Below are 23,961 nucleotides of genomic sequence, written 5' to 3' on the forward strand. Positions count from 1 at the left end.
GGGGGATGAAGAAAACCCCCACTGATTAAAGTTTCACTTTATAGAACAAGCAATTTCTAAGGTAGCTTTACTTATGTAGAGCTACCTTATATTCGTTTATTATGTGTGATATTTGTTGATGAAAATAATGATAAGTAGGTTAGATGGTCGAATTTTCTGGAATAAAGCGGTATAATGCTTGTAAGTATAATGTATTTGCGTATAGAAAATGTAAGGAAGGATATATAGTTAGTATGGATAAAGAGAAACAACAATTAAGTGTAGAAGTTGCAAGATTATATTATCAATCGGATTATAGTCAACAAGAAATTGCTAATAAGTTGAATATCTCCAGACCGACCATCTCAAGATTGTTAAAATATGCGAAAGAAAAAGGGTTTGTTCAAATTAACATAGCAGATCCATTTGCGGATTTAGATAATGTAGGAAACCTACTTAAAGAAAAATATAATTTATTAGAAGCACATATCGCATTTACTCCAGTACCAGAGTATGCGGCTATTACGGAATACATTAGTAAGTATGCTGCAGAATATATGGAGAAGACTGTTGCAAATGGTGATATTGTCGGTGTGAGTTGGGGAACAACTATGTATGAAATTGCAAGGAAAATTGTGCCCCAGCATGTAAAAGGGGTAGAGGTCGTTCAATTAAAAGGAGGTATTAGTCATTCAAGTGTTAATACCTATGCGAATGAAACAATTGCTTTATTTGCAGATGCCTTTCAAACAACACCGCGAAATCTACCACTTCCGGTTATTTTTGATAACGCAGTTACAAAGGAATTAGTAGAACAAGATCGACATATTCATCACATTATTGAAATGGGAAAACAAGCGAACATTGCCATTTTCACTGTTGGAACTGTTCGAGATGAAGCACTACTATTTCGGTTAGGTTATTTAGATAAGGAAGAAATGGATTTATTGAAAAAAGAAGCTGTGGGTGACATTTGTTCACGTTTCTTCGATGGAGAGGGAAATATTTGTAGTGAAGAAATTAATCAGCGTACAATTGGAATTGATTTAGAAGAACTACGTTTAAAAAAACGTTCTGTTCTCGTTGCCGGAGGTTCTAGAAAAGTGAAAGCAATTGACGGTGCGTTAAGCGGTGGATATGCGAATGTATTAATTATAGATCAGCATACTGCAAAAGAGTTGTTACATTATTAAAAAGAGTAAAAAAAGGCTCTCTCAAAATAATATTTTTGAGAGAGCCTTTTTAAATATATTGTCTATTTTAGTATGAGTAAATAAGGGTATAGTATCTCGTATAATATTTATAAGGGATACTCTTTGTTTGATCTCCTTTTTCAAAAGTTAGGGAGTTAGCCATTATATCTCTTTTCACAAAAGTCCAACCATCCTCTTCCATCATATTAATAAACGGTTCTAATTTTCCACGTTTTACTAAGTAAGGATATTCATTATCTGTTGGTTCTACTGCTACCATTTCTTTATCTTGAATAACCATTTTTGAAATAGCTATAGCAAATGGTATTGGGTTCCCTTCTTGAAAAATTACTTGTCTTTTTTGAAAGACAAATATAGATAGCACGATACATATTAGTAATGCTAGTATAAAGGGTTTCGATTTTAGCAAATGACTCACATCCTTTGTTTCCCATTTTATACTACAAAGTAAAATTCGTTTTAGTATGAATATATTCCTTTTAAAAAAACGATGAACAAAATTTCAAAAGTATATTTACATTTGTTCAAAGTGGAGTTAAAATGAAATTGTTACAAGATATAAGGAGTGAAGAAAATGAACATTGCAAAGTTAATTGATCATACAATTTTAAAACCGAATACAACAAAAGAAGATGTGATGAAAGTCTTAGAAGAAGCAAAGAAATATAATTTCGCTTCTGTTTGTATTAATCCTACATGGGTAAAGTTAGCTGCTGAAGAATTAGCAGGACATGATGTGGATGTTTGTACCGTTATCGGATTCCCTTTAGGTGCAAATACAACTGAAACAAAAGTATTTGAAACAAAAGATGTAATTGCAAAAGGTGCAACTGAAGTAGACATGGTAATCAATGTTGGTGCATTAAAAGATGGCGACAATGAATTCGTTGAAAATGATATTCGTGAAGTTGTACAAGCTGCAAAAGGAAAAGCGCTTGTAAAAGTTATTATTGAAACTTGTCTATTAACAGATGAAGAAAAAGTACGTGCTTGTGAATTATCTGTTAAAGCTGGAGCTGATTTTGTAAAAACTTCAACTGGATTCTCAACTGGCGGAGCAACTGCTGAAGATATCGCATTAATGCGTAAAACAGTTGGACCGGATGTTGGTGTGAAAGCATCTGGTGGCGTTCGTACACGTGAAGATGCAGAGAAAATGGTTGCAGCTGGAGCTTCTAGAGTTGGAGCAAGTGCTAGTGTTGCAATTGTTTTAAATGATAAAGAAGGCATTTCCGACAATTATTAATCAGTAAAAATTAGTAGCAATAGATACACATTGTAGTACAAGCTATGATGTATCTATTGCTTTTATTGTCTGAAAAATGTAATCGGATATATTGGAGCGTGAAATGTTAAAAGAAGTTATTTGAGGAGGAAATAGAATGGATAAAAAAAGATACATTGAAGAAGCGACAAAGATGTTAGACAAGGCTTATATCCCATATTCTAAATTCCCTGTTGGTGCAGCGTTAGTTACGAAGGGAGGTAAAGTATATACCGGTTGTAATATAGAAAACGCTTCTTATGGTTTATGTAATTGTGCGGAAAGAACCGCTATATTCAAAGCAGTATCAGAAGGGGAGCGGGATTTCAGTTATTTAGTAATCACAGGTAAAACAGATGGTCCAATCTCACCATGTGGGGCTTGTAGACAAGTCATTGCAGAGTTTTGTGATCCGAAAATGCCAGTATTGCTAACAAATTTAAAAGGTGATGAAAAAGAAGTAACGGTTGAACAATTACTACCAGGTGCTTTTACAATCGCGGATTTATCTTGAGTGTAAAGGGTTTTCAATTATGGGGTAATAGGAAGTAGAGATAATAAGATTACATGCGAAAAAAGAGCCAGGATTTCTAAAGATAGAAATTCGGCTCTTTTTATGTTGAGGTTATTTTGTAAAATTGTTTGTTTGAATTAATTTTAGGATTCATTTTTTTAGATTCATATGATTTTGTGCATGTTGTAAAGCAAGTGGAGTTACGTTTTCTCCGTTAGGATCTACAATCGTTGTATTTAGTAAAATGGAATCTAAACTCCCACGAAATTCTTTCATATAGTGTTGTCTTAACATTTGCTGTTCCTGTTTTTCAGTTTCTTTTAGCCCAGAAGTTCTTTCTTTTTTTGCTAGTTCATTAAGACGAAATAATATTTTTTTCATTACGTTCACCTCTTTGTTAAATTAGATTAGTAACTTACTAATCTATAGTTATTATAGTGTTTCTTTTTGATTATGTCAATCGTTCTAACTGTATGATAGTCAGTTCATCCATCATTTTTATAAATGATTTCTATTAAAATAATTCATTTTATTTATTTACGTTCTAAATATATAATAGCGATTAGATGAGTGTAAAGAAACGACTGTTTCATGGATCATGAAAATAAAGAATAAACGTTCTTCAGAACTAGCTTAATGTGAAAATATGTGAGGTAGTAAAACCAACTAAAATCATAAGAATAATTATTTTTGCTGGAGCCTTGTTAAATGATGGAGTATGTTTTCGAGTAAATGGAAAACGGTATAGCTTACATGTTCATTTTCGCATTATTATAGAGATATGATTATAAAAAGAAAAACATCAAGAAGGTATAAGGTCGTACAACAGGGGGAGTAAGTATGGAGCTGCGCCATTTGAAGACGTTTATTATTGTAGCTGAAAGCGGTGGCTTTACACGAGCTGGAGAGCAACTTGGGTATACGCAATCGACAATTACGAATCATATTCGGTCATTAGAAGAAGAGATCGGAAATCCATTATTTGATCGACTTGGAAAAAAGGTAGTTTTAACTGATGTAGGAGAGCATATGCTTTCTTATGCGCATAAAATATTGGAATTATCAAATGAAGCATTGGAATCATCTCAAATGAACGGAAAGTTTTCAGGGACAATACGCATTGGAGCGAATGAGTCTTTAATGATTTATCGATTGCCCGCTGTGTTATATGAATTTAAAAGAAAGTATCCGCAAGTACATATCATTTTACAACCATCAGAGAGTCAAGAATTGCACAATGAACTAAAATCAGGAAAATTTGATTTCGCTTTATTTACACATCCGGAACAACTAGGTACAGATATTGTTACTCATTCCCTTGTGCAAGAGAAGATTGTGCTTATTGCTCCGCCAAAGCATCCACTAACCAAAAAGGTAAGCGTTAGTCCTGCAGATTTAGAAGGAGAAATGTTGTTACTTACAGAGCCAGGGAGTTACCGAGATTTGTTAGAAAGACGGATTAAAGAAGATGGTATTAATTGTTCTCATATTCACTTTTGGAGTATTGAAGCGATTAAGCAAACTGTTATGTGTGGGCTAGGGATATCTTATTTACCGTTTATAACGGTAAAAGAAGAAATCGAGCAAGGCAAGCTAAGTGTACTACCATGGACGTATAGCGAAGATTTCGTTACAACTGAATTGGCATATCATAAAAGTAAATGGTTAAATCCTGCAATGAAGAAATTAATTAATATGATAGAAAAGCATGCAGAGAAATGGAAAGAATTCGCGTGATTCTCTGATTCGAAAGTAAATATATATTGGGGTAGATAGGGGGAAAAGTAATGAGAGAAAGAGTAATGAATGAGAGAGTAAAAGAAGTAGCACTTGTCGTAATAGGATCATTATTATTTGCGATTGGAATTAACTTTTTTGCTATTCCAAATCGATTATCTGAAGGTGGCATTATCGGCCTTACGGTTATTACATATTATTTGTTTGAATGGTCACCAGGTACTGTAAACCTTTTAATCAATGCAGTATTACTTGCAATTGGGTATAAGTTTTTTGATAAAAAAACAATGGTGTATACAATACTTGGTATTGTCTCTTCATCTTTCTTTTTATATATCACAGAAGGTGTTGCGACTCCAGTAAATCATGATACATTATTAGCGGCTCTATTCGCTGGTGTTTTCGTTGGTGTTGGTTTAGGATTTATGTTCCGTGCAGGTGGTACATCAGGTGGATCTGCTATTCTAGCACAATTAGCAAATCAATATTTAGGCTGGAGTGTTGGAAAAGGTGTATTAATTATTGATATTGTAGTTATTGCGGGGTCCGTATTTATTATCGGGCAGGAAAAGGCTATGTATACGCTGGTAGCGGTCTTTATAGGTGCAAAGGTTATTGATTTTATCGTAGAAGGATTGAATACAAAAACGGCCGTAACAATTATTTCAAACTATCCAGACATGATCAGAGAATCTATCATGAAGAATATGACACGTGGTGTAACAGTATTAGAGGGAAAAGGTGGTTACACAGGAAATAACAAAGAAGTATTATATATCGTCATTAATAAACAGGAACTCGTGCAATTAAAGAGAGTTGTGAGCCAAAAAGATGAAAATGCATTCGTTGTCATTCACGATGTACGTGATGTGTTAGGCGGTGGTTTTAAAGCGAGTTAAAAAACTGGTCTTCAATTTTGAAGACCAGTTTTTTATTGGAGTCGGAAAGAAATTGATTAGTAAAAGCTATAGCTTGTGAAATTATAAAATATAGATAGTTTTTTTAATCTGTTTGTATTTAGATTACAATTAATACGGAGGGAGGCTTCTTATTCGTTATTGCAGGTTAAATTATTTCAAAGGAGGATATAAAGAATGAATAACGGTAAATTGCTTGGATATATCGGAACATATACGCGAGGAGATAGCGAAGGGATTTACAAATTTATATTGGATACAAGGGCAGCCACAATTGAAGAGGTAAATATAGCAGCAAAATTAGATAACCCTACATATTTAGCTATTAGCGAAGATAATCAGTTTCTATATTCTGTCATAAAAAAAGGTGAATCAGGTGGAGTAGCAGCTTTTTCTATTAACCATCATACGAACAGTCTTGGAACATTAAATAGCCAAATATTAGATGGGGCATCGCCATGTCATGTGAGTATTGATAAAACAAATCAAATGGTAGTTACGGCAAACTACCATAAAGGAACAATTGAATCGTATATGGTAAATAAAGAAGATGGGTCTTTAGATTCGGCGACATCTATTATAGAGCATAAAGGTTCAGGCCCAAATAAAGAAAGACAAGAGAAGGCACATACACACTATGCTGGATTTACGCCTGATTATAAATATGTGATAGCTGTAGATTTGGGCATTGACCAATTAATTACGTATCGAGCAAGTAAAGGGATGTTAACCGAAGTTAATCGATTATCAGTTCAACCTGGGAGTGGTCCAAGGCATCTCGTATTTCATCCAAATGGAAGATACGTTTATGTGATGACAGAACTGACTTCACAGGTAATTGTGCTAACATATAATGCTATGAATGGTGGATTTAAAGAAATTCAATATATTTCCGCTATTCCAAATGAATGTAGTGGAAATAATCAAGGGAGTGCAATTCATATATCTTCTGATGGTTGTTTTGTGTATGCAGCAAATAGAGGGCATAATAGTATCGCTGTTTTCAGTGTGAATCAAGACTCAGGGGAACTTACTTTTGTTGAATCTGTATATACTGAGGGGGATTGGCCTCGAGATTTTATATTAGATCCTACTGAGAAATTTCTTATTGTTATAAATGAAAGAAGTAGTAATCTTGTGCTTTTTTCAAGAGACGAGTCTCTTGGGAAGTTAAAACTTGTGCAGTCTAATATTGTAGTACCTGATCCGGTATGTATTAAATTTTTGAATATGTAATATTTGGGTGTTGTTGCATTCATAGCACTTCAGGAAAGCATGGGCATCAATTAACAGATGCTATGCAGTGCAAAACACAAGGCATACAATATTTGATATACGTTTATTACCATATAAGAATGGAGAACAATAGATGAGCAATTTCGAAATGACAATATCGAAATTGCTCATTTTTGTTTCTTTTAACTACATCTTTAGTAAAACATTTCATGAGTGATTCATTAATCCATAAAACGAACAAGATGTGGATGATTACTTATGGACAAGTTACGAAACACTTTGTACATATTATTTATTGTTTCGAGATTTGATTATAAGTGTTAATTGCTATGTATATGTTGTTCATGTTTATTCGGGAGTGAAGAGGTATGTTTTGGGAATGTTACAAATACAGTCAGAACAATTGCTATTCCAATTGAAAGTAATAATGGGAACCAGCGATGAATGTAGAAAGAAAAATTTTCTGATAAAAATTGAATGATACATGATGTGGAAATGGCTATCGTGAGCAAGATACTAATAAGTAGTATACTGTGTGCTTGCTGAGCATTTAACATTTCTGTAATCATAGCCCCCATCATACTAGCCATTAACCCAGAGAACATACCTTCTAAAGCAGAGTATAGATGGAAGCGGAGACCAATTAAAAAACCAATTATACTACTAATCAAAATAGAAAATAAAGTAGAGTACAACAAGTCTCCTTTAAAGAGAATGCCAAAATAGAATCCAATACTTAATCCTATGCTCATACTAAAAGACATAATAAATACCATATACTCCATTAGGGTACCTTTAGATTTAGAACTATAAGAAGCCAAAAGAACCAAGATAAAACAAAGCGTTAAGATGATTAATGTATAAGTAAATATAGGAATACCTCCCTGTCCTTTTGTTCACTTCATCATATGAGTGGGTATAGAATACTTATGCCTATTTATACCTGCAAAGTATCTGCATAATTTAGAAAGCGAAACGCTAAAAGAATGATAAAGATGATGTAGCCGTTGTTATTTTTTCACCTCCATAATTTCTTGAGAATCGTTCTATATAATTACTGTGAACAAACAGAAGGAGGCGTTTTACATGAAAAGGTCTATATTAACTGTGATTTCAGTCTCAGCGCTCGCTTTAATTGCTGCATGTTCTTCGACTACTAATAATACAGTCAGTGATCATAAAAATATGAACGATAAAAAGGTAACTCAGACTGCAACAGCAATAAAACCATTAAAGGTTGTAAAAGGACCTGAGGTTACGTTAGTGGCAAAAGAGGAGAAACAAAAATTAAGTAATGGTGTTGTGGTTCCGGTATGGACATTTAATGGTTCGTCTCCTGGGCCAGAGATTCGTGTGAAAAAGGGTGAAAAAGTTAAGATTATATTAAAAAATGAACTATCCGCCCTGTATCTATTCATTGGCATGGATATCCCGTTCCAAACAATATGGATGGAATCCCAGGAATTACGCAAGATGCAATTGAACCAGGAAAAAGTTTCACTTATGAATTTGAAGCTAATATACCTGGAACATATTGGTATCATTCACACCAAGACTCTGTTAATCAATTAGATAGAGGGTTGTATGGTGCATTTGTTGTAGAAGATACAGACGAAAAATATGATACAGATTACACATTAATGTTAGATGAATGGGTAACAGATAAGAAAGAAATTGATAAACAAATTAAAGAAATGGCAAAAGGGAAAACAGAAAAACCAGATGACGATAAATCTAGGATGGATCATGGAGACATGAACAAGAATGATGATATGGAAAGCATGGATCATGGAAATATGAAAATGGAAGGTCATGATATGAGTATGTATGACTTATTTACAATCAATGGTAAGAGTGGAGAATTAGTAGAGCCATTGAAAGTGAACAAACGAGATAAAGTTCGACTCCGATTGGTCAATGCTGGTTATTTATCACATAACATTCATGTCCATGGTCATGACATAAAAGTAATCGCAACAGATGGTCAGCCAATCAATAATCCAAAATTCATCAAAGATCAAGTTATTTCAATCGCACCAGGTGAACGTTATGATATTGAATTTATGGCGAATAATCCTGGCAAATGGTATGTTGAAGATCATGGTGAAGGAAAAGCTTCAAAAGGCATGAAAGCTGTTATTGAGTATGAAGGCAGCAAAGAGATGAATGATAAAGCGAATGAAAAAGAAAACCTTTCAAAATTAGATATGACAAGATATGGTGATAAGAAAGTAGGGGAGTTCACATTAAATCAGCAGTATAATGCGACATATACAATGGATTTGAACACAGAAATGAATGGTAATGAAATGGTATATACAATTAATGGGAAGACATTCCCTAATATTGATCCAATTCCAGTGAAAAAGGGTGATTTAATAAAGGTGAAATTGATAAACCGTTCTAAAATGGATGATCACCCAATGCATTTACACGGTCACTTCTTCCAAGCATTAAGTAAAGATGGAAAACCAATTGAAGGTTCGCCAATTGTGAAAGATACATTAAACTTAAAACCAGGTGAAGAATATGAAGTAGCCTTTGTAGCAGACAATCCAGGTGAATGGATGTTCCACTGTCATGATTTACATCATGCTTCTGCAGGTATGGTAACAGAAGTGAAATATAAAGATTATAAATCTGATTATGTTCCAAACCCTAATATTCCTAATATGCCGGAGTAATGTTTACTTCGTATTATGTACTTTATTGATTATATAAATGCTATTTTTGAGACGTATCTCATACAGTTCTATATGCTCTTCATGTATGAGATACGTGCACTTCTTATTTTAATATTTATATATTATACCTCTATACAGTATTTTGTAGAGTAATGATTTGCTTTCAAGAAGCAATCGAAGAGTTAATGACAGTATTTGAACATTTCTCAAAATCATAATGTAGCAAGGCTGTTTATTAGCTGGTTTGTTTTTAATTTTTAAATACATGATAGGGGTATAGTGTATTTGTTTTAGAAAGGCATTCGGTTCTATTTTTCTAATGTGTTAGTTAATGATTATCAATAAAAGGGACAAAATAAGGTGAAACTTTAATCAGTGGGGGTTACTCCCGTTAATGCGGGAGTAAAAACACGATTGTGATGATATGTGCCGGAAAGATTGAAGCAAGATGCTCTAGAAATTAAAAATGAACTTTTGAAAACAATTTTTAAAATAACAAAATAAATTTAAAAACGCCTATTGATTACCTTAGGGGGGTATGGTAAGATTAGTTTATAAACAATAACTTAACTACTCCGAGGAGGAATTATAATGGAAAACGTAACATTACAAGTAGAAGGTATGTCTTGTGGACACTGTGTAAACTCTATTGAAGGAAATGTTGGGGCTTTAAATGGTGTAGAAAATGTAAAGGTTCACTTAGATAAAGGAACTGTAGAAGTAAAATTTGATTCTTCAGTTATCACTTTGAAAGATATCTTAGTAGAAATTGAAGACCAAGGTTACGACGTTCAATAATACAACGCTATATGCTCTAGGGATCGTACTATCATGGTACGATCTCTTTCGATGAAAAATATACCCTTAATGGGTATGCGAGGTAGGAGTGAATGAAATGCAAGGACAAAAAGAGACCACTCTTCAAATATCAGGAATGACATGTGCGGCATGTGCAAACCGAATAGAAAAAGGATTGAAAAAAATTGAAGGTGTGGAAGAGGCGAATGTCAATTTTGCACTTGAAAAGACTCAAATTAAATATAACGCAGATAAAGTGGGCGTAAAAGAGTTTAAAGAGAAAGTCCAATCGTTAGGGTATGACATTGTAAGTGAAAAAGCTGAATTTGATATTACGGGAATGACATGTGCGGCATGTGCAAATAGAATTGAAAAACGTTTAAATAAATTAGATGGGGTAGAAAAAGCAAGTGTTAACTTTGCATTAGAATCAGTTCTTGTAGAGTATAATCCAAATCAGGTTTCTACTTCTGATATGAAAGATGTAATCCAAAAGCTTGGATATGGACTTGAACAAAAGCAAGAACAAGCGGGAGAACAAGTAGACCATCGTCAAAAAGAAATTGAAAAGCAACAAGGGAAATTTATTTTCTCTCTTATTCTGTCAATTCCATTGTTATGGGCGATGGTAAGCCATTTTGAATTTACGCGTTTTATTTGGTTACCAGATATGTTTATGAATCCGTGGGTACAATTAGCACTTGCAACACCAGTGCAATTTATAGTTGGTAAACAATTTTATGTAGGAGCTTTTAAAGCATTAAGAAATAAGAGTGCAAATATGGATGTACTTGTTGCACTAGGTACATCAGCTGCTTATTTTTATAGTCTCTATTTAAGTTTCATGTCAATTGGTTCAAATGCTCATATGGTAGATTTATATTATGAAACAAGTGCAGTTCTTATTACATTAATTATATTAGGTAAATTGTTTGAAGCGAAAGCAAAAGGTCGTTCATCTGAAGCAATTAAGAAACTAATGGGATTACAGGCGAAAAATGCAATAGTTGTTCGTAATGGCCAAGAGATGGTGATTCCAATTGAAGAAGTATTAGCAAACGATATCGTTTATGTGAAGCCAGGTGAAAAAGTACCAGTTGACGGTGAAATTATTGAAGGAAGATCAGCACTCGATGAATCCATGCTAACTGGTGAAAGTATTCCGGTCGATAAAACAGTTGGAGACACCGTTATTGGATCAACGATTAACAAAAATGGTTTCTTAAAAATAAAAGCAACAAAAGTAGGAAAAGATACCGCATTAGCTCAAATTATTAAGGTTGTTGAGGAAGCACAGGGTTCAAAAGCACCAATTCAACGTTTAGCAGATGTTATCTCAGGTATATTTGTCCCAATTGTTGTTGGGATAGCTATCGTAACTTTTCTTGTTTGGTATTTTGCTGTTAGTCCAGGAGAGTTTGCAGTTGCGCTAGAAAAATTCATTGCAGTATTAGTTATCGCTTGTCCTTGTGCACTTGGACTTGCGACACCAACTTCGATTATGGCTGGGTCCGGTCGTGCGGCAGAATTCGGTATTTTATTTAAAGGTGGAGAGCACCTGGAAACGACACATCGATTAGATACAATTATTCTTGATAAAACAGGTACAGTTACAAATGGGAAACCGACTTTAACAGATGTTATTTTAGCAGAAGGTATCGATAAAAATAAGTTTTTACAACTAGTGGGTGCTGCTGAGAAAAACTCAGAACACCCACTTGCTGAAGCAATAGTCGAAGGTATTAAAGAAAAAGGGATTGAGTTAGGATCTTCCGATACTTTCGAAGCGATTCCTGGTTTTGGCATTCAATCAACAGTTAACGGGAAAGAGCTGTTCATTGGTACACGTAGACTGATGGCGAAAAATAGCATCAATGTAGAAACCGAATTAGCTAAAATGGAGAATTTAGAAAAGCAAGGTAAGACAGCAATGCTAGTTGCAATCGATCATCAATATGCAGGTATTGTGGCGGTAGCAGATACAGTGAAGGAGACATCACAAGAAGCAATTGCTCGACTACAAAAAATGGGCTTAGAAGTAGTGATGATAACAGGGGATAATACTCAAACAGCGAAGGCAATTGCTGATCAAGTTGGTATTAAGCATGTTATTGCTGAAGTTTTACCAGAAGGTAAAGCAGAAGAAGTGAAAAAATTGCAGCAAGCTGGTAAAAAAGTAGCTATGGTAGGGGATGGAATTAACGATGCTCCTGCATTAGCAACAGCTGATATTGGTATGGCGATTGGAACAGGTACTGATGTAGCGATGGAGGCTGCAGATATTACACTTATTCGAGGCGATTTAAATAGTATTGCAGATGCTATTTATATGAGTAAAATGACGATTAGAAATATTAAACAAAATCTCTTCTGGGCTCTTGCGTATAACTGTATCGGTGTTCCGATAGCAGCGGCAGGCTTCTTAGCTCCATGGTTAGCTGGTGCAGCAATGGCATTTAGCTCTGTATCGGTTGTTCTCAATGCATTAAGACTACAGAGAATTAAGTTGAAAGCTTAATGAAAGAAGGAAGTGTGCATATGAAACGAAGTATTATGATTTGGGCAATTGCGGGTATAGTGTATCTTGGGGCAGTTATCGGGGGATATAGTGTATACGACAACATGACTTCAAAAGCAGATGAACATACAAATCATACAGGTAATTAGGATACAGAAAAGGATCTGTTATAAAGAGAAAATAAGGACTGAAAAGCCACGCAAATTTTTTGTATGGATTTTCAGTCCTATTTTTAAAATAAGGTGAATCCAGAAAGTAACGACTTCTAAATACCTAACAAGGGTAATGTATAAAGGATAACTGAATAGGAAAGAAGGATGTGAAATTTATAATGGAATCAAAAGAAACAATGGTGAAATTAGCTATAAACGGTGGAATAGCATTTGGTGCAAAATTAAATGCGAAACAACTTTCTGTAATCGCTGAGTATATGGATGATGGCGATGAGATAGAGTTGACAACTTTTCAACAACTTTACATTGAAATACCTAAAAGTAAGCTAGAATTAGTGAAAGAAAGATTTCAGGTAGTTGGTTTATCTTGTTACCCGATAGGGAATTTCGTGAAAAGTTTAAGAACATGTAATTTTTGCAAAGGTGCAGAAGAAGAGGGTATGCCAGTTGCAATTGAGTTAAATAAGAAAATAGCAGGGAAACCTGTCCCTTTTACACTGCGCCCTGCATATACTGGATGCCCAATTGGGTGTGGGGAACCTCTCGTTAATGACATTGGGATTATGAAAATACGAAACGGATACAATTTATATATTGGTGGTAGAGCAAAAGGAATGAATGCACAAGTTGGAACGTTATTTATGGAGCAGTTAATTCCTGAACAACTTTATGAGGTGGTAGAAAAAATCATTGATATCTACTCTGAACACGGTAAAAAGAGAGAACCTTTCTTTAAATTTATTAATCGTTTTGGATTAGATACGCTGAAAAGTCAAATAGTTGATTCATAAGCGTCTGTTTAGTGATAAAAGAAGCTTCTATGAAATTATATAAAAAAAGGTAAGCTCGTATTAGAAATGACTAATCTGAGCTTACCTTTTTTTGATCGGAATTTTGAAAACAACATAACTATTGTTGCAAAACTAGATTTCTTCTTTACGATACTTTGCGAATATTTATGTTTTTCCCTTCTTTACGCCACTCTTTAAATTCAGCTGTTGCTGTGAAAAGTACGTCTGTGGATGAGTTAAGTGCCGTTTCAAAAGAGTCTTGTAAAACACCTATAATAAAGCCTACTCCAACTACCTGCATAGCAATATCAGGTGAGATTCCAAATAAGCTACATGCTAGAGGAATCAGTAATAAAGATCCACCAGCAACCCCTGAAGCACCACAAGCACATACAGCTGACAGTACGCTAAGGATGATTGCAGTAGGAAGGTCTACTTGAATACCAAGTGTATGGACCGCTGCAAGTGTCAAAACAGAAATCGTAACAGCGGCACCACCCATATTGATTGTTGCACCTAATGGGATAGATACGGAATAACTGTCCTTATTCAAACCTAGATTTTCACATAATCGCATATTTACAGGAATATTTGCAGCTGAGCTACGTGTAAAGAATGCTGTAATACCACTTTCTTTTAAGCACTTAAAAACAAGCGGATAAGGATTTTGACGTATAAATGCGAACACAATGATTGGATTGACAATCAGCGCTACAAAGAACATACAACCAATCAAAACAGCAAGTAATTTACCATAGCTTAGTAATGATTCAATTCCATTTGTAGTAATAGAATCCACTACTAGACCCATGATTCCTAATGGTGCAAGTTTAATAATCCATGTAACCATTTTGGATACAGCATCTGAAAAATTTGAAATCATCGTTTTTGTCGTATCAGAGGCATTTCGTAAAGCTAAACCAAGGAGTGTCGCCCAAGCTAAAATACCGATATAGTTCGCATTAGAAATTGCTTTAACTGGGTTATCAACGATGTTCAGCAGTAAGGATTTGAGAACCTCTGTAATACCGCCAGGAGCAGTCACACCTTCAGCACCCTTTGCAAGTGTTAAAGTTACAGGGAAAATAAAACTTACAATAACCGCGATTAATCCAGCTAAAAATGTTCCCAAAAGGTATAGGAAGATAACGGACTTCATATTCGTTTTTTGACCACTCTTATGTTGTGCGATGGCTGACATAACCAAGAAAAGTACAAGCACAGGTGCAATTGCTTTCAAAGCACCTACAAATAAAGTACCTAAAATTACAATAGGTTTTGCTACTTCTGGGATTGTCACAGATAGAATAATACCAATAAGCAACCCTACAATGATTTGTTTTACTATACTCACTTGATTCCACTTTTTCAGTATACTGTTCATAAATACTCCCCCATCAATTGAAGATAAAATTGCAACATTGCTGCTATAGAGCTATTCATTTCTCACAACCCTACAAATCTATTCCACATAGATTCCGTTGAATAATAGATGACGTTTATGAAAGTCAATTTCCATCCTAGGGTTGTGCTTTTGATTTTATCCTTCTACACTATTCCGGGATATATCAAAAGGTTTTTTATAATAAAAAAATTCAGATAATTATTTTGATGGATGGCCTCTTTTATCACATTTTATTCCATAAAAATAACTATCTTATTAATAAGTAGTATTATAATGATTTTTTTCGCATATAACAATATTATTTTCCTTGTTTTTTAAAAAATCTTAATTGTTAAAATATTACAAAGCTAAAATGATATATATCAACCACCACTGCATGAATCATGCTTGTATAACTAAAAGAAAAAAACAGTACTTTCATTACGTAAAAACACTGCCTATTTCTTTCTAAATCATTTGGATTTGAGTCAATATTTTGGACACAAAAAGTTAAAGCTAAGTCGTTTTTTTAGCTTCAGGTCTTCTAGCATCATTTCTTCCTTATCAATTGTTGTGAATGAAAGGTCTTCTTCCATATAACAATTTAGTGGATAGATTGGTAGAGAAAATAGGGGTTTTACAAAGTGATTTAGCAAATATTTCAAGGCAATGGGATCAGAAAAATGATATAATAAAAAACTTGGAGAATGAAAATGAAAAATGAAACACATTATGAGATGGATTTTTCTTTGCTTGTTCGATTAGAAAAAGAATTGAAAAAGTAATACATACAGGGGAAGCGAAGTGTGAAAAAATAAATTATGCTTTGACAGAAACTTTTGGTAATCCTATTACGTATGTTGAAAAGTTTAGTCAAAATGTAGATATGAGTAATCCGAAAGAAGAGCGGGATGACATTATACAATTAAAATCCGAAAATAGTATAAATATTCAAAAAGATGATTTTGATTGGTAAAAAATCTTCGTTTTGAATATTTTTTTGACTATAAAAAAGTCGAGAAGCGTTAATACCTTATTTTATAAGGGGTAAAGGAGAGTGACTTGAAAAATATGGTCGCATTAATAATCGCTGAAAAACCAGATCAAGGTTTGGCTCTTGTTTCTCAATTTAAATATCGAAGAAAAGACGGTTATTTAGAAGTAGAAGCAAATGAGCTATTTCCAGATGGAGCTTACTGTACATGGGCAATTGGTCATTTGACACAGTTGTGTAATCCAGAGCATTATCACACTGAATGGAAAAAATGGTCGTTAAATACATTACCAATGATTCCGGAGCGTTTTCAATTTGAAGTTACAAAATCAAAATATAAGCAATTTAATGTTGTGAAACAGTTGTTACATAATCCGCAAGTGACGGAAATTATTCATGCAGGCGATGCGGGGCGAGAAGGGGAATTAATTGTACGAAATATTATCAACTTGTGTGACGTACAAAAACCGATGAAACGTCTTTGGATTTCTTCCTTAACGAAACAAGCGATTTATCAAGGATTTAAAAATTTACTTGATGAATCCGACACAATCAATACGTATTATGAAGCATATACAAGGTCTTGTGCTGATTGGGTAGTTGGGATGAATGCATCGCGTGTTTTTAGTATTTTATTAAAGAAAAAAGGGATGAATGATGTGTTTTCGGCTGGCCGTGTACAAACGCCGACATTAGCCCTAATCGTAAAACGTGAAAAGGAAATTGAGAATTTTAAATCAGAACTATTTTGGGAAGTATTTGCGACTTTTAATATCGAAGGAAAGAAATATGAAGGAAAATGGGAACAAGATAATGAGTCCCGTTTAAAAGATCCTGATATGGCGAATAAAATTGCAGCATTCTGCCAAAATAAACCGGCTGAAGTAAAGGAAATGAAAACGGAACGTAAAGAGTTTCAGCCACCGTTTTTATTTAACTTATCATCACTGCAAGCAACAGCGAATAAAGCATTTAAATTCTCGCCAAAAAAGACGCTTGATATAACACAGGCTTTGTACCAAAAAGGAATCGTATCGTATCCACGTTCTGATTCTAACTATGTAACACAAGGAGAAGCAGCAACGTTTCCTGATATCTTGCAGAAGTTAAGCCAGTTTGATGACTATAAAGGTTTGTTACCGGCACCGATTGAGTCCATTATGAATAATAAGCGGTATGTGAATGAGAAAAAGGTGACGGATCACTACGCCATCATTCCAACGGAACAAGTAACAAATCCAAGTAAACTATCTGGTGATGAAAAGAAAATTTACGATATGATCGTTAGAAGATTAATTGCAGCACATTATGAAGTTGCAATTTTTGACTATACAACCATTACAACGCTTGTGGATGGACGTGCGGAATTTATTTCAAAAGGGAAACAACAAATTCAAGAAGGATGGCGCAAAGTTATTTTTCAAGATGATAAAGATGATGAAACGATTCTTCCGATCGTAGCAGAAGGTGAACAAGGAAAAGTCGTAAAGGTGAAAGTGAAAGAAGGGAAAACACAGCCGCCAAAGCGTTACACAGAAGGACAACTTATTACATTAATGAAGACGGCTGGAAAGTACCTAGATAATGAAGAGCTTGAGAAAGTATTAAAGAAGACAGAGGGCTTAGGGACAGAAGCAACTCGTGCAGGCATCATTACGATGCTGAAAGATCGTAAGTATATTGATGTGAAGAAAAACCAAGTATACGCAACGGATAAAGGGAAAGTATTAATTACTGCAATTGGGGATAAAATTTTAGCTTCTCCAGAAATGACGGCAAAGTGGGAACAGCGCCTTGCGGAAATTGGAGAAGGTACAGCCTCACCAGCAACCTTTATGGAACAAACGAAAAAATTATCAGCGAAAATCATTGAAGATGCGATTGAAATGTCTGAGAAGTGGGACTTTACGGGATTACACGTTGAATCGATTGAACGTAAAGGATCGAAATTTACAACAGGTAAAAAAGTAGGGAACTGTAAAAAGTGTGATGGTGATGTAATCGATAAATCGACTTTCTATGGTTGTGCAAACTATAATACAACCCAATGTGATTTTACAATCTCCAAAAAAATATTAGGAAAAACAATTTCACAAAAAAATATGACGAAGCTATTAAAAGGTGAACAGACGGATTTAATTAAAGGTTTTAAGAAGAATGATAAAACGTTTGATGCGAAGTTAGAGTGGAAAGAGAATAAAATTAACTTTGTGTTTGAAAAGTAAGAAATGTCAACAAATAAAAAAGTCCTTTACTGAATAAAAAAGTTCTTTACTGATGTGAAATGACAACAAAGATGTACACTTAAAATACTGTTAGGTTATATGAGAAAAAGCATGACAATTTTATGTCATGCTTTTTTTGTGTACAAAAAAGGAATTTTAGGTGAGGGTAAAGAATTAATAAAGGTTAGTCTTCTGCTATGATAAAATCATTTTGATTATTGAGTTATACATTAAATGAAAATTTGAAGAGGTATACTAGTTATTAATTTAAGACTTTATTTTTGTATCATTATATATAAAATAATTAACTTATTATGTTAAGAAATAATAAAGGAGCTATTGTAATGCCCAAAAAATTTATAATTTCTAAACAAAGCGACATGACTGGATTTTCATCTTTTAGGTGCTCATTTTGTGGAGAAGAATTTAAATTAAGAGCTGATGAAGTACAAGAAGATGATGTTATTGAGTTATTTTGTCCTAGTTGTGGTATTCCTAGTCCAGTTTCTGCATATTACACTGAGGATATTAAGGGAAATGCTATGATATTAGCAGATAATGAAATGGCGCATATGGTAAATGATCTATTCAAAGGATTAGAAAAGTCTTTTAAAAGAAGTAAAGGTATAAAATTTAAAGCTGGGAAACCAATGGTAACAAAACAACCAAGAGCATTATATGAAAAAGATGATTTAGATGAAGTGGAGTTTGTATGTTGTGATAGAAAAGCTAAATTAACTATACTAACTAAAGCAGGACATTCTCCATTTTGTCCATACTGTGGGGTGAATTAGTTGGAAGCATCAGTTCTTATTCCTATTAAAAAATTTAAAATTATATCTAAAAATTTTAGAAGAGTCTCTGGAGATTTGTTGAATGCAAGTGATGGGCATGAGACTATGAGATTAGCTAAAAAGTTTATTACATATATTGAAGGTGAACCTATTATTTATGACTTTATACGTAAATGTCATACGCAAGAATATAATATAGAAGAAATTATCAAGTTAAAGACGTATGGATCAAAGTATGACATTCCCATTGATAATAATGAAGAAATAAGCTTTATTTATCAACTTTTAAAATATGCGATAGTGCACTTAAATAATTATCATGAATTGACATTTGGATATGCTTTCTATAAGGGAGCAAAATTTTCAGATCAAGTACGTGAATTTAATTATCAAGTTGTAAGACTTTTAGTGAATCATATTACAGACTATTTAGAGGAGATGGCAATTGAATTGGGAATTGATGAAAAACCGAATGCAAAAATATTAATTCAAGGTAATGTCGGACAGTTTAACTATGCAGAGCAAGGAAATATTGAAGCTCATCAAACAAATAACCAAGATGAAGGTAAGGAACTCCAAAAAGTAGCTCAAGAACTAATCGAACTTTTAAAAGGAACTTCTATGGAAAACAAAGATGTTCAAGAAGATGCTATAGATTTTGTTGGAGAGGTGGTACAGAATATCGAGGAAGGTCAGACGCCGAAACCCTCTCTTCTTAGAAGAGCAACAACGGCTCTGACGGACATTAATTCAGCAGCGGAAAGTGGATCCCAACTTGCTATTAAGATTGGCCAATTTGTAAATCTAGTGAATAGTTGGGTTTCGTAAATAAGTCAATGCTTCAAACAAAGTTAATCATTAAATGTTTAGTAATGGTGTACGTTAATAATAAAAAGACATTTACGGATGATTTTAGTAAATGTCTTTTTAATTTAGTTTACATATTAATACTTTTATTATGGATTTGAAATAAAATCACGATGTTTATAAGAAAGACGCGAAGTTTTGAATAAAGTTGCGATACTTTATCTTTTCAATTAAGAATTCTAAATGTGTTTTGATTAAACGTTATTTCAAAGCAACACTAATACATTAAGCGTTAAATTGTAGTAAAATCATATTGGAAGAAATAAGGAAGATTCACTACGGAGGTTTTGGGAGTATGGAGGGAAATGAAAAGAAAGAAGAACACAGAGAGTGTACAGATCCAGTAGAGGAAATTGAAGTAAAGGAAACGAAAGAACTTAAAGTAATGGAAAACGTAGAGGGAAGTGAAAAATTAAGTTCAGATAAACAAGATAGTATAGAGCATGAAATTGAACGAAGGGAAGAAAATATTGATCCATTAACAAGTTTGTTTCCTGAAATTTTTAAATTCGAATCACCTTTAAAAAATATCTTACAGCCTATACAAATAGGTGCTAAATTAAGGGGAATGTTCCAAACAACAAAATTGGTTCAGAACGAAATGACGAAAGCTTTAAGAGAAGTTGCATCTGTCGGAGAACAAATAAAACTCGCTATGCCCTCTATAGGAGCAGAATTGAGAAACACTATCCATACACTTAGAGATGCTTTTAATTCCGTTAGCTCGGTAGGACAAACTATTCGTGAAGCTTTGAAAACTTTTGATTTTGAAGAAGAATTAAAAGTATTACGTGAACAAGCTAAAATAGCAGAAGAAACCACTATAAACTTTAAAACTATTATGCTAAAAATGGAGTTTCCTCCGCATGATAATATACCATTGTCAGGTATGAAACGAATCGTTATGTTATATGAGAACAAAGGTATGGAATATACAAAGCGCTTTGTTACAAGGTACATGACTCTTTTTATTTTTAATAATAATACTTTGAAGGAAATTCGTAATTCTTGGCAACGTGCAAAATGGTTAGAAGAACGTATGCCGATTTTGGAAAATGCTATTGACGGTCATATTAATTCTTACTATTCATTGACAATACCTACTATTCTTGCACAAACTGAAGGAATTTTAGTAGATGGTATGCTAAGGCTGGAAGCAGTTGATTTAGATGAAGAGATTGGATATATAAATCAAAAAGACTTTTTACGCCAATTTTTATTAGGACGAAATACTTCATTTTCTTTTGATAAGCAGATTGAAACATTTTACATAAAGACAATTTTAGCTCGATTTGATAGAGGAAAAGAAGTCAAATCCGATTTAAGTCGTCATGCAATTTTACACGGGGAAGATTTAAAATATGGAACAAAAATTAATTCTTTAAAAGCAATTTTAGTATTTGATTATATTTTTGATAAGCTAAATCGGTCATATCGGGATGTTGAAAAAAGTAAGGAAGAAATCAGACAAAGACGAATAAGAAGAGCAAAAAGGAACACTCAAGGAAATACAAAAGGTAGGGCCACGCAAAAACAAAGATTTAAAAGGAATAATCAGCAGAATTTAAATAAAGAAATTCAGAAAAATAACAAGCCTAAAGAGTAATAGCAAATTAATAAAAGTTTGCAGAGTGAAGAAGAATATGTGCCTCCTTCTTCTTAAATAGGCTGGGGACTCTTTTGTAACCATTATTTGAATTCTATAATCCTGTTGTATAGTGCCGTTCCCGTGAAGAAACGGACGCTCAACAGTACACGCTGTATATTGTGAGTTTCCTAAAAGTTATTAGAATGTTAAAATGAACAAACTTTTTTATGAAAATCTCATACTTAGCTAAAAAGAGTAACTCCATTTTGATTAATCTTTTTTTAAATGGAGTTTTTATATTTGTCGTTAAATGAGGATGGAAGGGTATTTTTTAATCGAACATTATTCCAAAGATACCTTTACAACCAATAANNTTATTGGTTGTAAAGGTATCGAAAGTCGTATATATTAAAAATATCAAAAAAAATTGATGAAAGGAAACCACCATGAAAGAAATAAAATTGTATAATCAATCAACTACTCGAACTTTTGAAACATATGAAAAGAAGTTCAAAGCATTGGCAGATCAAAAAAGGCTACATATTTTGTATGAATTATGTCAACGCGGAGAAACTTGTGTGTGTGATTTAACAGATGTTCTTGGTTTACCACAATCGAAGCTTTCATATCATTTAAAACTTTTACTTGATGCGAATCTTATTACAAAAGAAACAAAAGGAACATGGAGTTACTATAACATTAATAAAAAAGAAGTTGATGCACTATTATCTGAGCAATTGTGCTGTATCTTTCGTCCTATGTCATAATTTTGATGGGACGAAATAGCAGCTTTGTAGGCTTTTAATCAATTTTTTTTGATGTATCTAATTGAATAAACGATTTACATTTAATAATTTTTAAGAAAATAAGGGGGATTTTTCATGAAACCTATTCAGATTCCATTCAAGGTACAAGAGTGTTGTGGAACGGAAAACAAATCGCTACAAAACAATATTGATATGCAGAGATTAAAACAGTTACCAATAGCTATTATTGGGGGAGGACCTGTAGGGTTGGCAGCAGCAGCACACTTAGCGAAACGTGGAGAATCATTTATCTTATTAGAGGCTGGGAAAAATATAGCATCAAATATTCTTACTTGGGGACATGTACGTTTATTTTCACCTTGGCAATATAACATAGACAAAGAAGCTTTATCTCTTCTTGAAAAACATGGTTGGGAATCGCCAGACTTAAACGTATTACCAACAGGGAAAGAAATTGTTGAACAATACTTACAGCCATTAGCCAATCTTCCAGAAATCCTACCATATATTCACTTGAATACAAAAGTCTTATCCATAGGTAGAAAAGATACAGATAAAATGAAAACTGCCAATCGTGAAAACATGCCATTTATGATTTATACAGAAAAAGAAGGGGCATTTCAGGTTTATGAAGCTAGAGCTGTCTTAGATGCTTCTGGTACTTGGGGAAATCCGAATCCGGCAAATTCTAATGGTATTTGGTTGAAAGAGGAACAATCCCTTAACGAGCATATTTTTTATGGTATTCCAGATATTTTAGGAAAAGAACAAAAGCGATATGCCAATAAGCGTGTAGCTGTTGTTGGAAGTGGTCATTCTGCAATCAATGCTTTATTAGAATTAGCTAAATTAAAAGAATCAAATCCGGAAACTAATATTGTTTGGGTTATGAGGAAACAACGTGTGGAAGAAGCATATGGGGAGAGGAAAAAGATGCTCTTGAAGCACGCGGTGCCTTAGGTAGCCATATTCATCAATTAGTTGATGAAGGAAACGTGGAAGTAATCACACCATATAAAATCCAATACGTAGTTAGAACAAAAAATGGAATGGACATTGTAGGTCATCAAGAAGAACAAGAAATAAAAATTACTGATGTCCATGAGATGATTGTAAATACAGGTAATCGTCCTAACTTATCTATGATAAGTGAAATACGTACTTCTATAGATTCTGCTACTGAAAGCATGGCAGCATTAGCACCACTTATTGATCCTAATTTGCATAGCTGTGGTACAGTTCGGCCTCACGGTGAAAAAGAACTTCGCCAACCGGAAAAAGATTTCTATATTGTAGGTTCGAAGAGTTATGGCAGGGCACCAACTTTTCTAATGGCAACAGGTTATGAACAAGTTAGATCTATCGTTGCATATCTTACTGGAGACTATGAGTCAGCAGAAAAAGTAGAACTTGATTTGCCAGAAACAGGTGTTTGTAGTGTGAATTTAAATGTGAAAAACTCATGTGGTGAGCAGGATTCTTGTTGCTAAAAGATATGATAGCTAAAGAGGAGAATG

At 33.7% G+C, this 23,961-nt stretch carries 19 protein-coding genes and 2 pseudogenes; 17 read left to right on the top strand and 4 right to left on the bottom strand.

What is annotated here, in order from left to right; translation table 11 throughout:
• The first annotated feature begins 233 nt into the window (after positions 1–233).
• On the top strand, positions 234–1,172 hold the full coding sequence (locus CN373_RS18225) for a sugar-binding transcriptional regulator (RefSeq protein WP_000356674.1): 939 nt from the start codon (positions 234–236) through the stop codon (positions 1,170–1,172).
• A gap of 67 nt (positions 1,173–1,239) precedes the next feature.
• Here CN373_RS18225 and CN373_RS18230 read toward each other — a convergent pair whose 3' ends face one another.
• Positions 1,240–1,602: a hypothetical protein gene (locus CN373_RS18230; RefSeq protein WP_000920250.1), complete on the bottom strand. Its 363-nt coding sequence runs from the start codon at positions 1,600–1,602 to the stop codon at positions 1,240–1,242.
• Between the two features lie 165 nt (positions 1,603–1,767).
• Between CN373_RS18230 and deoC the strand changes: the two genes are divergently transcribed.
• The gene (gene deoC / locus CN373_RS18235) at positions 1,768–2,439 is read left to right on the top strand and encodes a deoxyribose-phosphate aldolase (RefSeq protein WP_001017453.1); all 672 of its coding nucleotides are present in this window, start codon (positions 1,768–1,770) and stop codon (positions 2,437–2,439) included.
• A 136-nt stretch (positions 2,440–2,575) separates the two neighbouring features.
• Entirely contained in the window at positions 2,576–2,971 is a 396-nt protein-coding gene (locus CN373_RS18240; protein ID WP_000358953.1) for a cytidine deaminase, read from the top strand.
• A gap of 150 nt (positions 2,972–3,121) precedes the next feature.
• Here CN373_RS18240 and CN373_RS18245 read toward each other — a convergent pair whose 3' ends face one another.
• On the bottom strand, positions 3,122–3,352 hold the full coding sequence (locus tag CN373_RS18245) for a DUF896 domain-containing protein (RefSeq protein WP_000721817.1): 231 nt from the start codon (positions 3,350–3,352) through the stop codon (positions 3,122–3,124).
• Positions 3,353–3,811: 459 nt separating this feature from the next.
• Between CN373_RS18245 and CN373_RS18250 the strand changes: the two genes are divergently transcribed.
• The 3 genes from CN373_RS18250 (at position 3,812) to CN373_RS18260 (ending at position 6,861) form a co-directional block, all read left to right on the top strand.
• Positions 3,812–4,708, top strand: coding sequence for a LysR family transcriptional regulator (locus CN373_RS18250; RefSeq protein ID WP_098359849.1), 897 nt, complete (start codon positions 3,812–3,814; stop codon positions 4,706–4,708).
• A 50-nt stretch (positions 4,709–4,758) separates the two neighbouring features.
• The gene (locus tag CN373_RS18255; protein WP_001209227.1) at positions 4,759–5,607 is read left to right on the top strand and encodes a YitT family protein; all 849 of its coding nucleotides are present in this window, start codon (positions 4,759–4,761) and stop codon (positions 5,605–5,607) included.
• 195 nt (positions 5,608–5,802) lie between these two features.
• Positions 5,803–6,861 (top strand): lactonase family protein, encoded by a 1,059-nt coding sequence (locus tag CN373_RS18260; RefSeq protein WP_098359850.1) that lies wholly within the window; start codon positions 5,803–5,805, stop codon positions 6,859–6,861.
• A gap of 320 nt (positions 6,862–7,181) precedes the next feature.
• Here the strand turns inward: CN373_RS18260 and CN373_RS18265 are convergent, their stop codons facing one another.
• A complete protein-coding gene (locus CN373_RS18265; protein ID WP_033664074.1) occupies positions 7,182–7,733 on the bottom strand; it encodes a hypothetical protein in 552 nt (183 codons plus the stop codon).
• A gap of 214 nt (positions 7,734–7,947) precedes the next feature.
• Here CN373_RS18265 and CN373_RS18270 point away from each other — a divergent pair.
• The 5 genes and pseudogenes from CN373_RS18270 to CN373_RS18285 all read left to right on the top strand — a co-directional run bounded on the left by CN373_RS18270 (position 7,948) and on the right by CN373_RS18285 (position 13,825).
• Positions 7,948–9,545: pseudogene (locus CN373_RS18270) on the top strand (multicopper oxidase family protein).
• Between the two features lie 591 nt (positions 9,546–10,136).
• Positions 10,137–10,343, top strand: a complete 207-nt coding sequence (gene copZ, locus CN373_RS18275) for a copper chaperone CopZ (RefSeq protein WP_000432705.1) — start codon at positions 10,137–10,139, stop codon at positions 10,341–10,343.
• 97 nt (positions 10,344–10,440) lie between these two features.
• Complete coding sequence (locus tag CN373_RS18280; RefSeq protein ID WP_098359851.1) at positions 10,441–12,861, top strand: heavy metal translocating P-type ATPase; 2,421 nt, start codon at positions 10,441–10,443, stop codon at positions 12,859–12,861.
• A gap of 20 nt (positions 12,862–12,881) precedes the next feature.
• Complete coding sequence (locus CN373_RS26045; protein ID WP_255266972.1) at positions 12,882–13,010, top strand: hypothetical protein; 129 nt, start codon at positions 12,882–12,884, stop codon at positions 13,008–13,010.
• Positions 13,011–13,192: 182 nt separating this feature from the next.
• Positions 13,193–13,825 (top strand): hypothetical protein, encoded by a 633-nt coding sequence (locus CN373_RS18285; RefSeq protein WP_000444020.1) that lies wholly within the window; start codon positions 13,193–13,195, stop codon positions 13,823–13,825.
• 145 nt (positions 13,826–13,970) lie between these two features.
• Here the strand turns inward: CN373_RS18285 and sstT are convergent, their stop codons facing one another.
• Positions 13,971–15,209 (bottom strand): serine/threonine transporter SstT, encoded by a 1,239-nt coding sequence (sstT, locus tag CN373_RS18290; RefSeq protein WP_001084668.1) that lies wholly within the window; start codon positions 15,207–15,209, stop codon positions 13,971–13,973.
• Positions 15,210–16,280: 1,071 nt separating this feature from the next.
• On the opposite strand from sstT, the gene topB reads away from it, so the two are divergent.
• The 6 genes and pseudogenes from topB (at position 16,281) to CN373_RS18325 (ending at position 23,934) form a co-directional block, all read left to right on the top strand.
• A complete protein-coding gene (gene topB / locus CN373_RS18300; RefSeq protein ID WP_098359852.1) occupies positions 16,281–18,428 on the top strand; it encodes a DNA topoisomerase III in 2,148 nt (715 codons plus the stop codon).
• Positions 18,429–18,772: 344 nt separating this feature from the next.
• Positions 18,773–19,222 carry a hypothetical protein gene (locus CN373_RS18305; protein WP_165770755.1) on the top strand — a complete coding sequence of 150 codons (450 nt, stop codon included), beginning with the start codon at positions 18,773–18,775 and terminating at the stop codon, positions 19,220–19,222.
• 105 nt (positions 19,223–19,327) lie between these two features.
• Positions 19,328–20,050: a hypothetical protein gene (locus CN373_RS18310; protein ID WP_033664670.1), complete on the top strand. Its 723-nt coding sequence runs from the start codon at positions 19,328–19,330 to the stop codon at positions 20,048–20,050.
• Positions 20,051–20,384: 334 nt separating this feature from the next.
• Positions 20,385–21,695: a hypothetical protein gene (locus CN373_RS18315; RefSeq protein WP_098359853.1), complete on the top strand. Its 1,311-nt coding sequence runs from the start codon at positions 20,385–20,387 to the stop codon at positions 21,693–21,695.
• A gap of 428 nt (positions 21,696–22,123) precedes the next feature.
• Entirely contained in the window at positions 22,124–22,444 is a 321-nt protein-coding gene (locus tag CN373_RS18320; protein WP_000658769.1) for an ArsR/SmtB family transcription factor, read from the top strand.
• A gap of 114 nt (positions 22,445–22,558) precedes the next feature.
• A pseudogene (locus CN373_RS18325) lies at positions 22,559–23,934 on the top strand (FAD-dependent oxidoreductase).
• Positions 23,935–23,961: the final 27 nt, after the last annotated feature.

Source organism: Bacillus cereus (assembly GCF_002561295.1).
In the GTDB taxonomy this organism is placed as follows: domain Bacteria; phylum Bacillota; class Bacilli; order Bacillales; family Bacillaceae_G; genus Bacillus_A; species Bacillus_A cereus_S.

Bases quoted from the DNA above. Each gene is read 5' to 3' on its own strand.
- deoC (WP_001017453.1), top strand. From the start codon at position 1,768: ATGAACATTGCAAAGTTAATTGATCATACAATTTTAAAACCGAATACA.
- CN373_RS18260 (WP_098359850.1), top strand. From the start codon at position 5,803: ATGAATAACGGTAAATTGCTTGGATATATCGGAACATATACGCGAGGA.
- CN373_RS18285 (WP_000444020.1), top strand. From the start codon at position 13,193: ATGGAATCAAAAGAAACAATGGTGAAATTAGCTATAAACGGTGGAATA.
- topB (WP_098359852.1), top strand. From the start codon at position 16,281: ATGGTCGCATTAATAATCGCTGAAAAACCAGATCAAGGTTTGGCTCTT.
- CN373_RS18245 (WP_000721817.1), bottom strand. From the start codon at position 3,352: ATGAAAAAAATATTATTTCGTCTTAATGAACTAGCAAAAAAAGAAAGA.
- CN373_RS18225 (WP_000356674.1), top strand. From the start codon at position 234: ATGGATAAAGAGAAACAACAATTAAGTGTAGAAGTTGCAAGATTATAT.
- CN373_RS18320 (WP_000658769.1), top strand. From the start codon at position 22,124: ATGAAAGAAATAAAATTGTATAATCAATCAACTACTCGAACTTTTGAA.
- CN373_RS18255 (WP_001209227.1), top strand. From the start codon at position 4,759: ATGAGAGAAAGAGTAATGAATGAGAGAGTAAAAGAAGTAGCACTTGTC.
- CN373_RS18305 (WP_165770755.1), top strand. From the start codon at position 18,773: ATGCCCAAAAAATTTATAATTTCTAAACAAAGCGACATGACTGGATTT.
- CN373_RS18240 (WP_000358953.1), top strand. From the start codon at position 2,576: ATGGATAAAAAAAGATACATTGAAGAAGCGACAAAGATGTTAGACAAG.
- CN373_RS18280 (WP_098359851.1), top strand. From the start codon at position 10,441: ATGCAAGGACAAAAAGAGACCACTCTTCAAATATCAGGAATGACATGT.
- copZ (WP_000432705.1), top strand. From the start codon at position 10,137: ATGGAAAACGTAACATTACAAGTAGAAGGTATGTCTTGTGGACACTGT.
- CN373_RS18315 (WP_098359853.1), top strand. From the start codon at position 20,385: ATGGAGGGAAATGAAAAGAAAGAAGAACACAGAGAGTGTACAGATCCA.
- CN373_RS26045 (WP_255266972.1), top strand. From the start codon at position 12,882: ATGAAACGAAGTATTATGATTTGGGCAATTGCGGGTATAGTGTATCTT.
- sstT (WP_001084668.1), bottom strand. From the start codon at position 15,209: ATGAACAGTATACTGAAAAAGTGGAATCAAGTGAGTATAGTAAAACAA.
- CN373_RS18250 (WP_098359849.1), top strand. From the start codon at position 3,812: ATGGAGCTGCGCCATTTGAAGACGTTTATTATTGTAGCTGAAAGCGGT.
- CN373_RS18310 (WP_033664670.1), top strand. From the start codon at position 19,328: ATGAGATTAGCTAAAAAGTTTATTACATATATTGAAGGTGAACCTATT.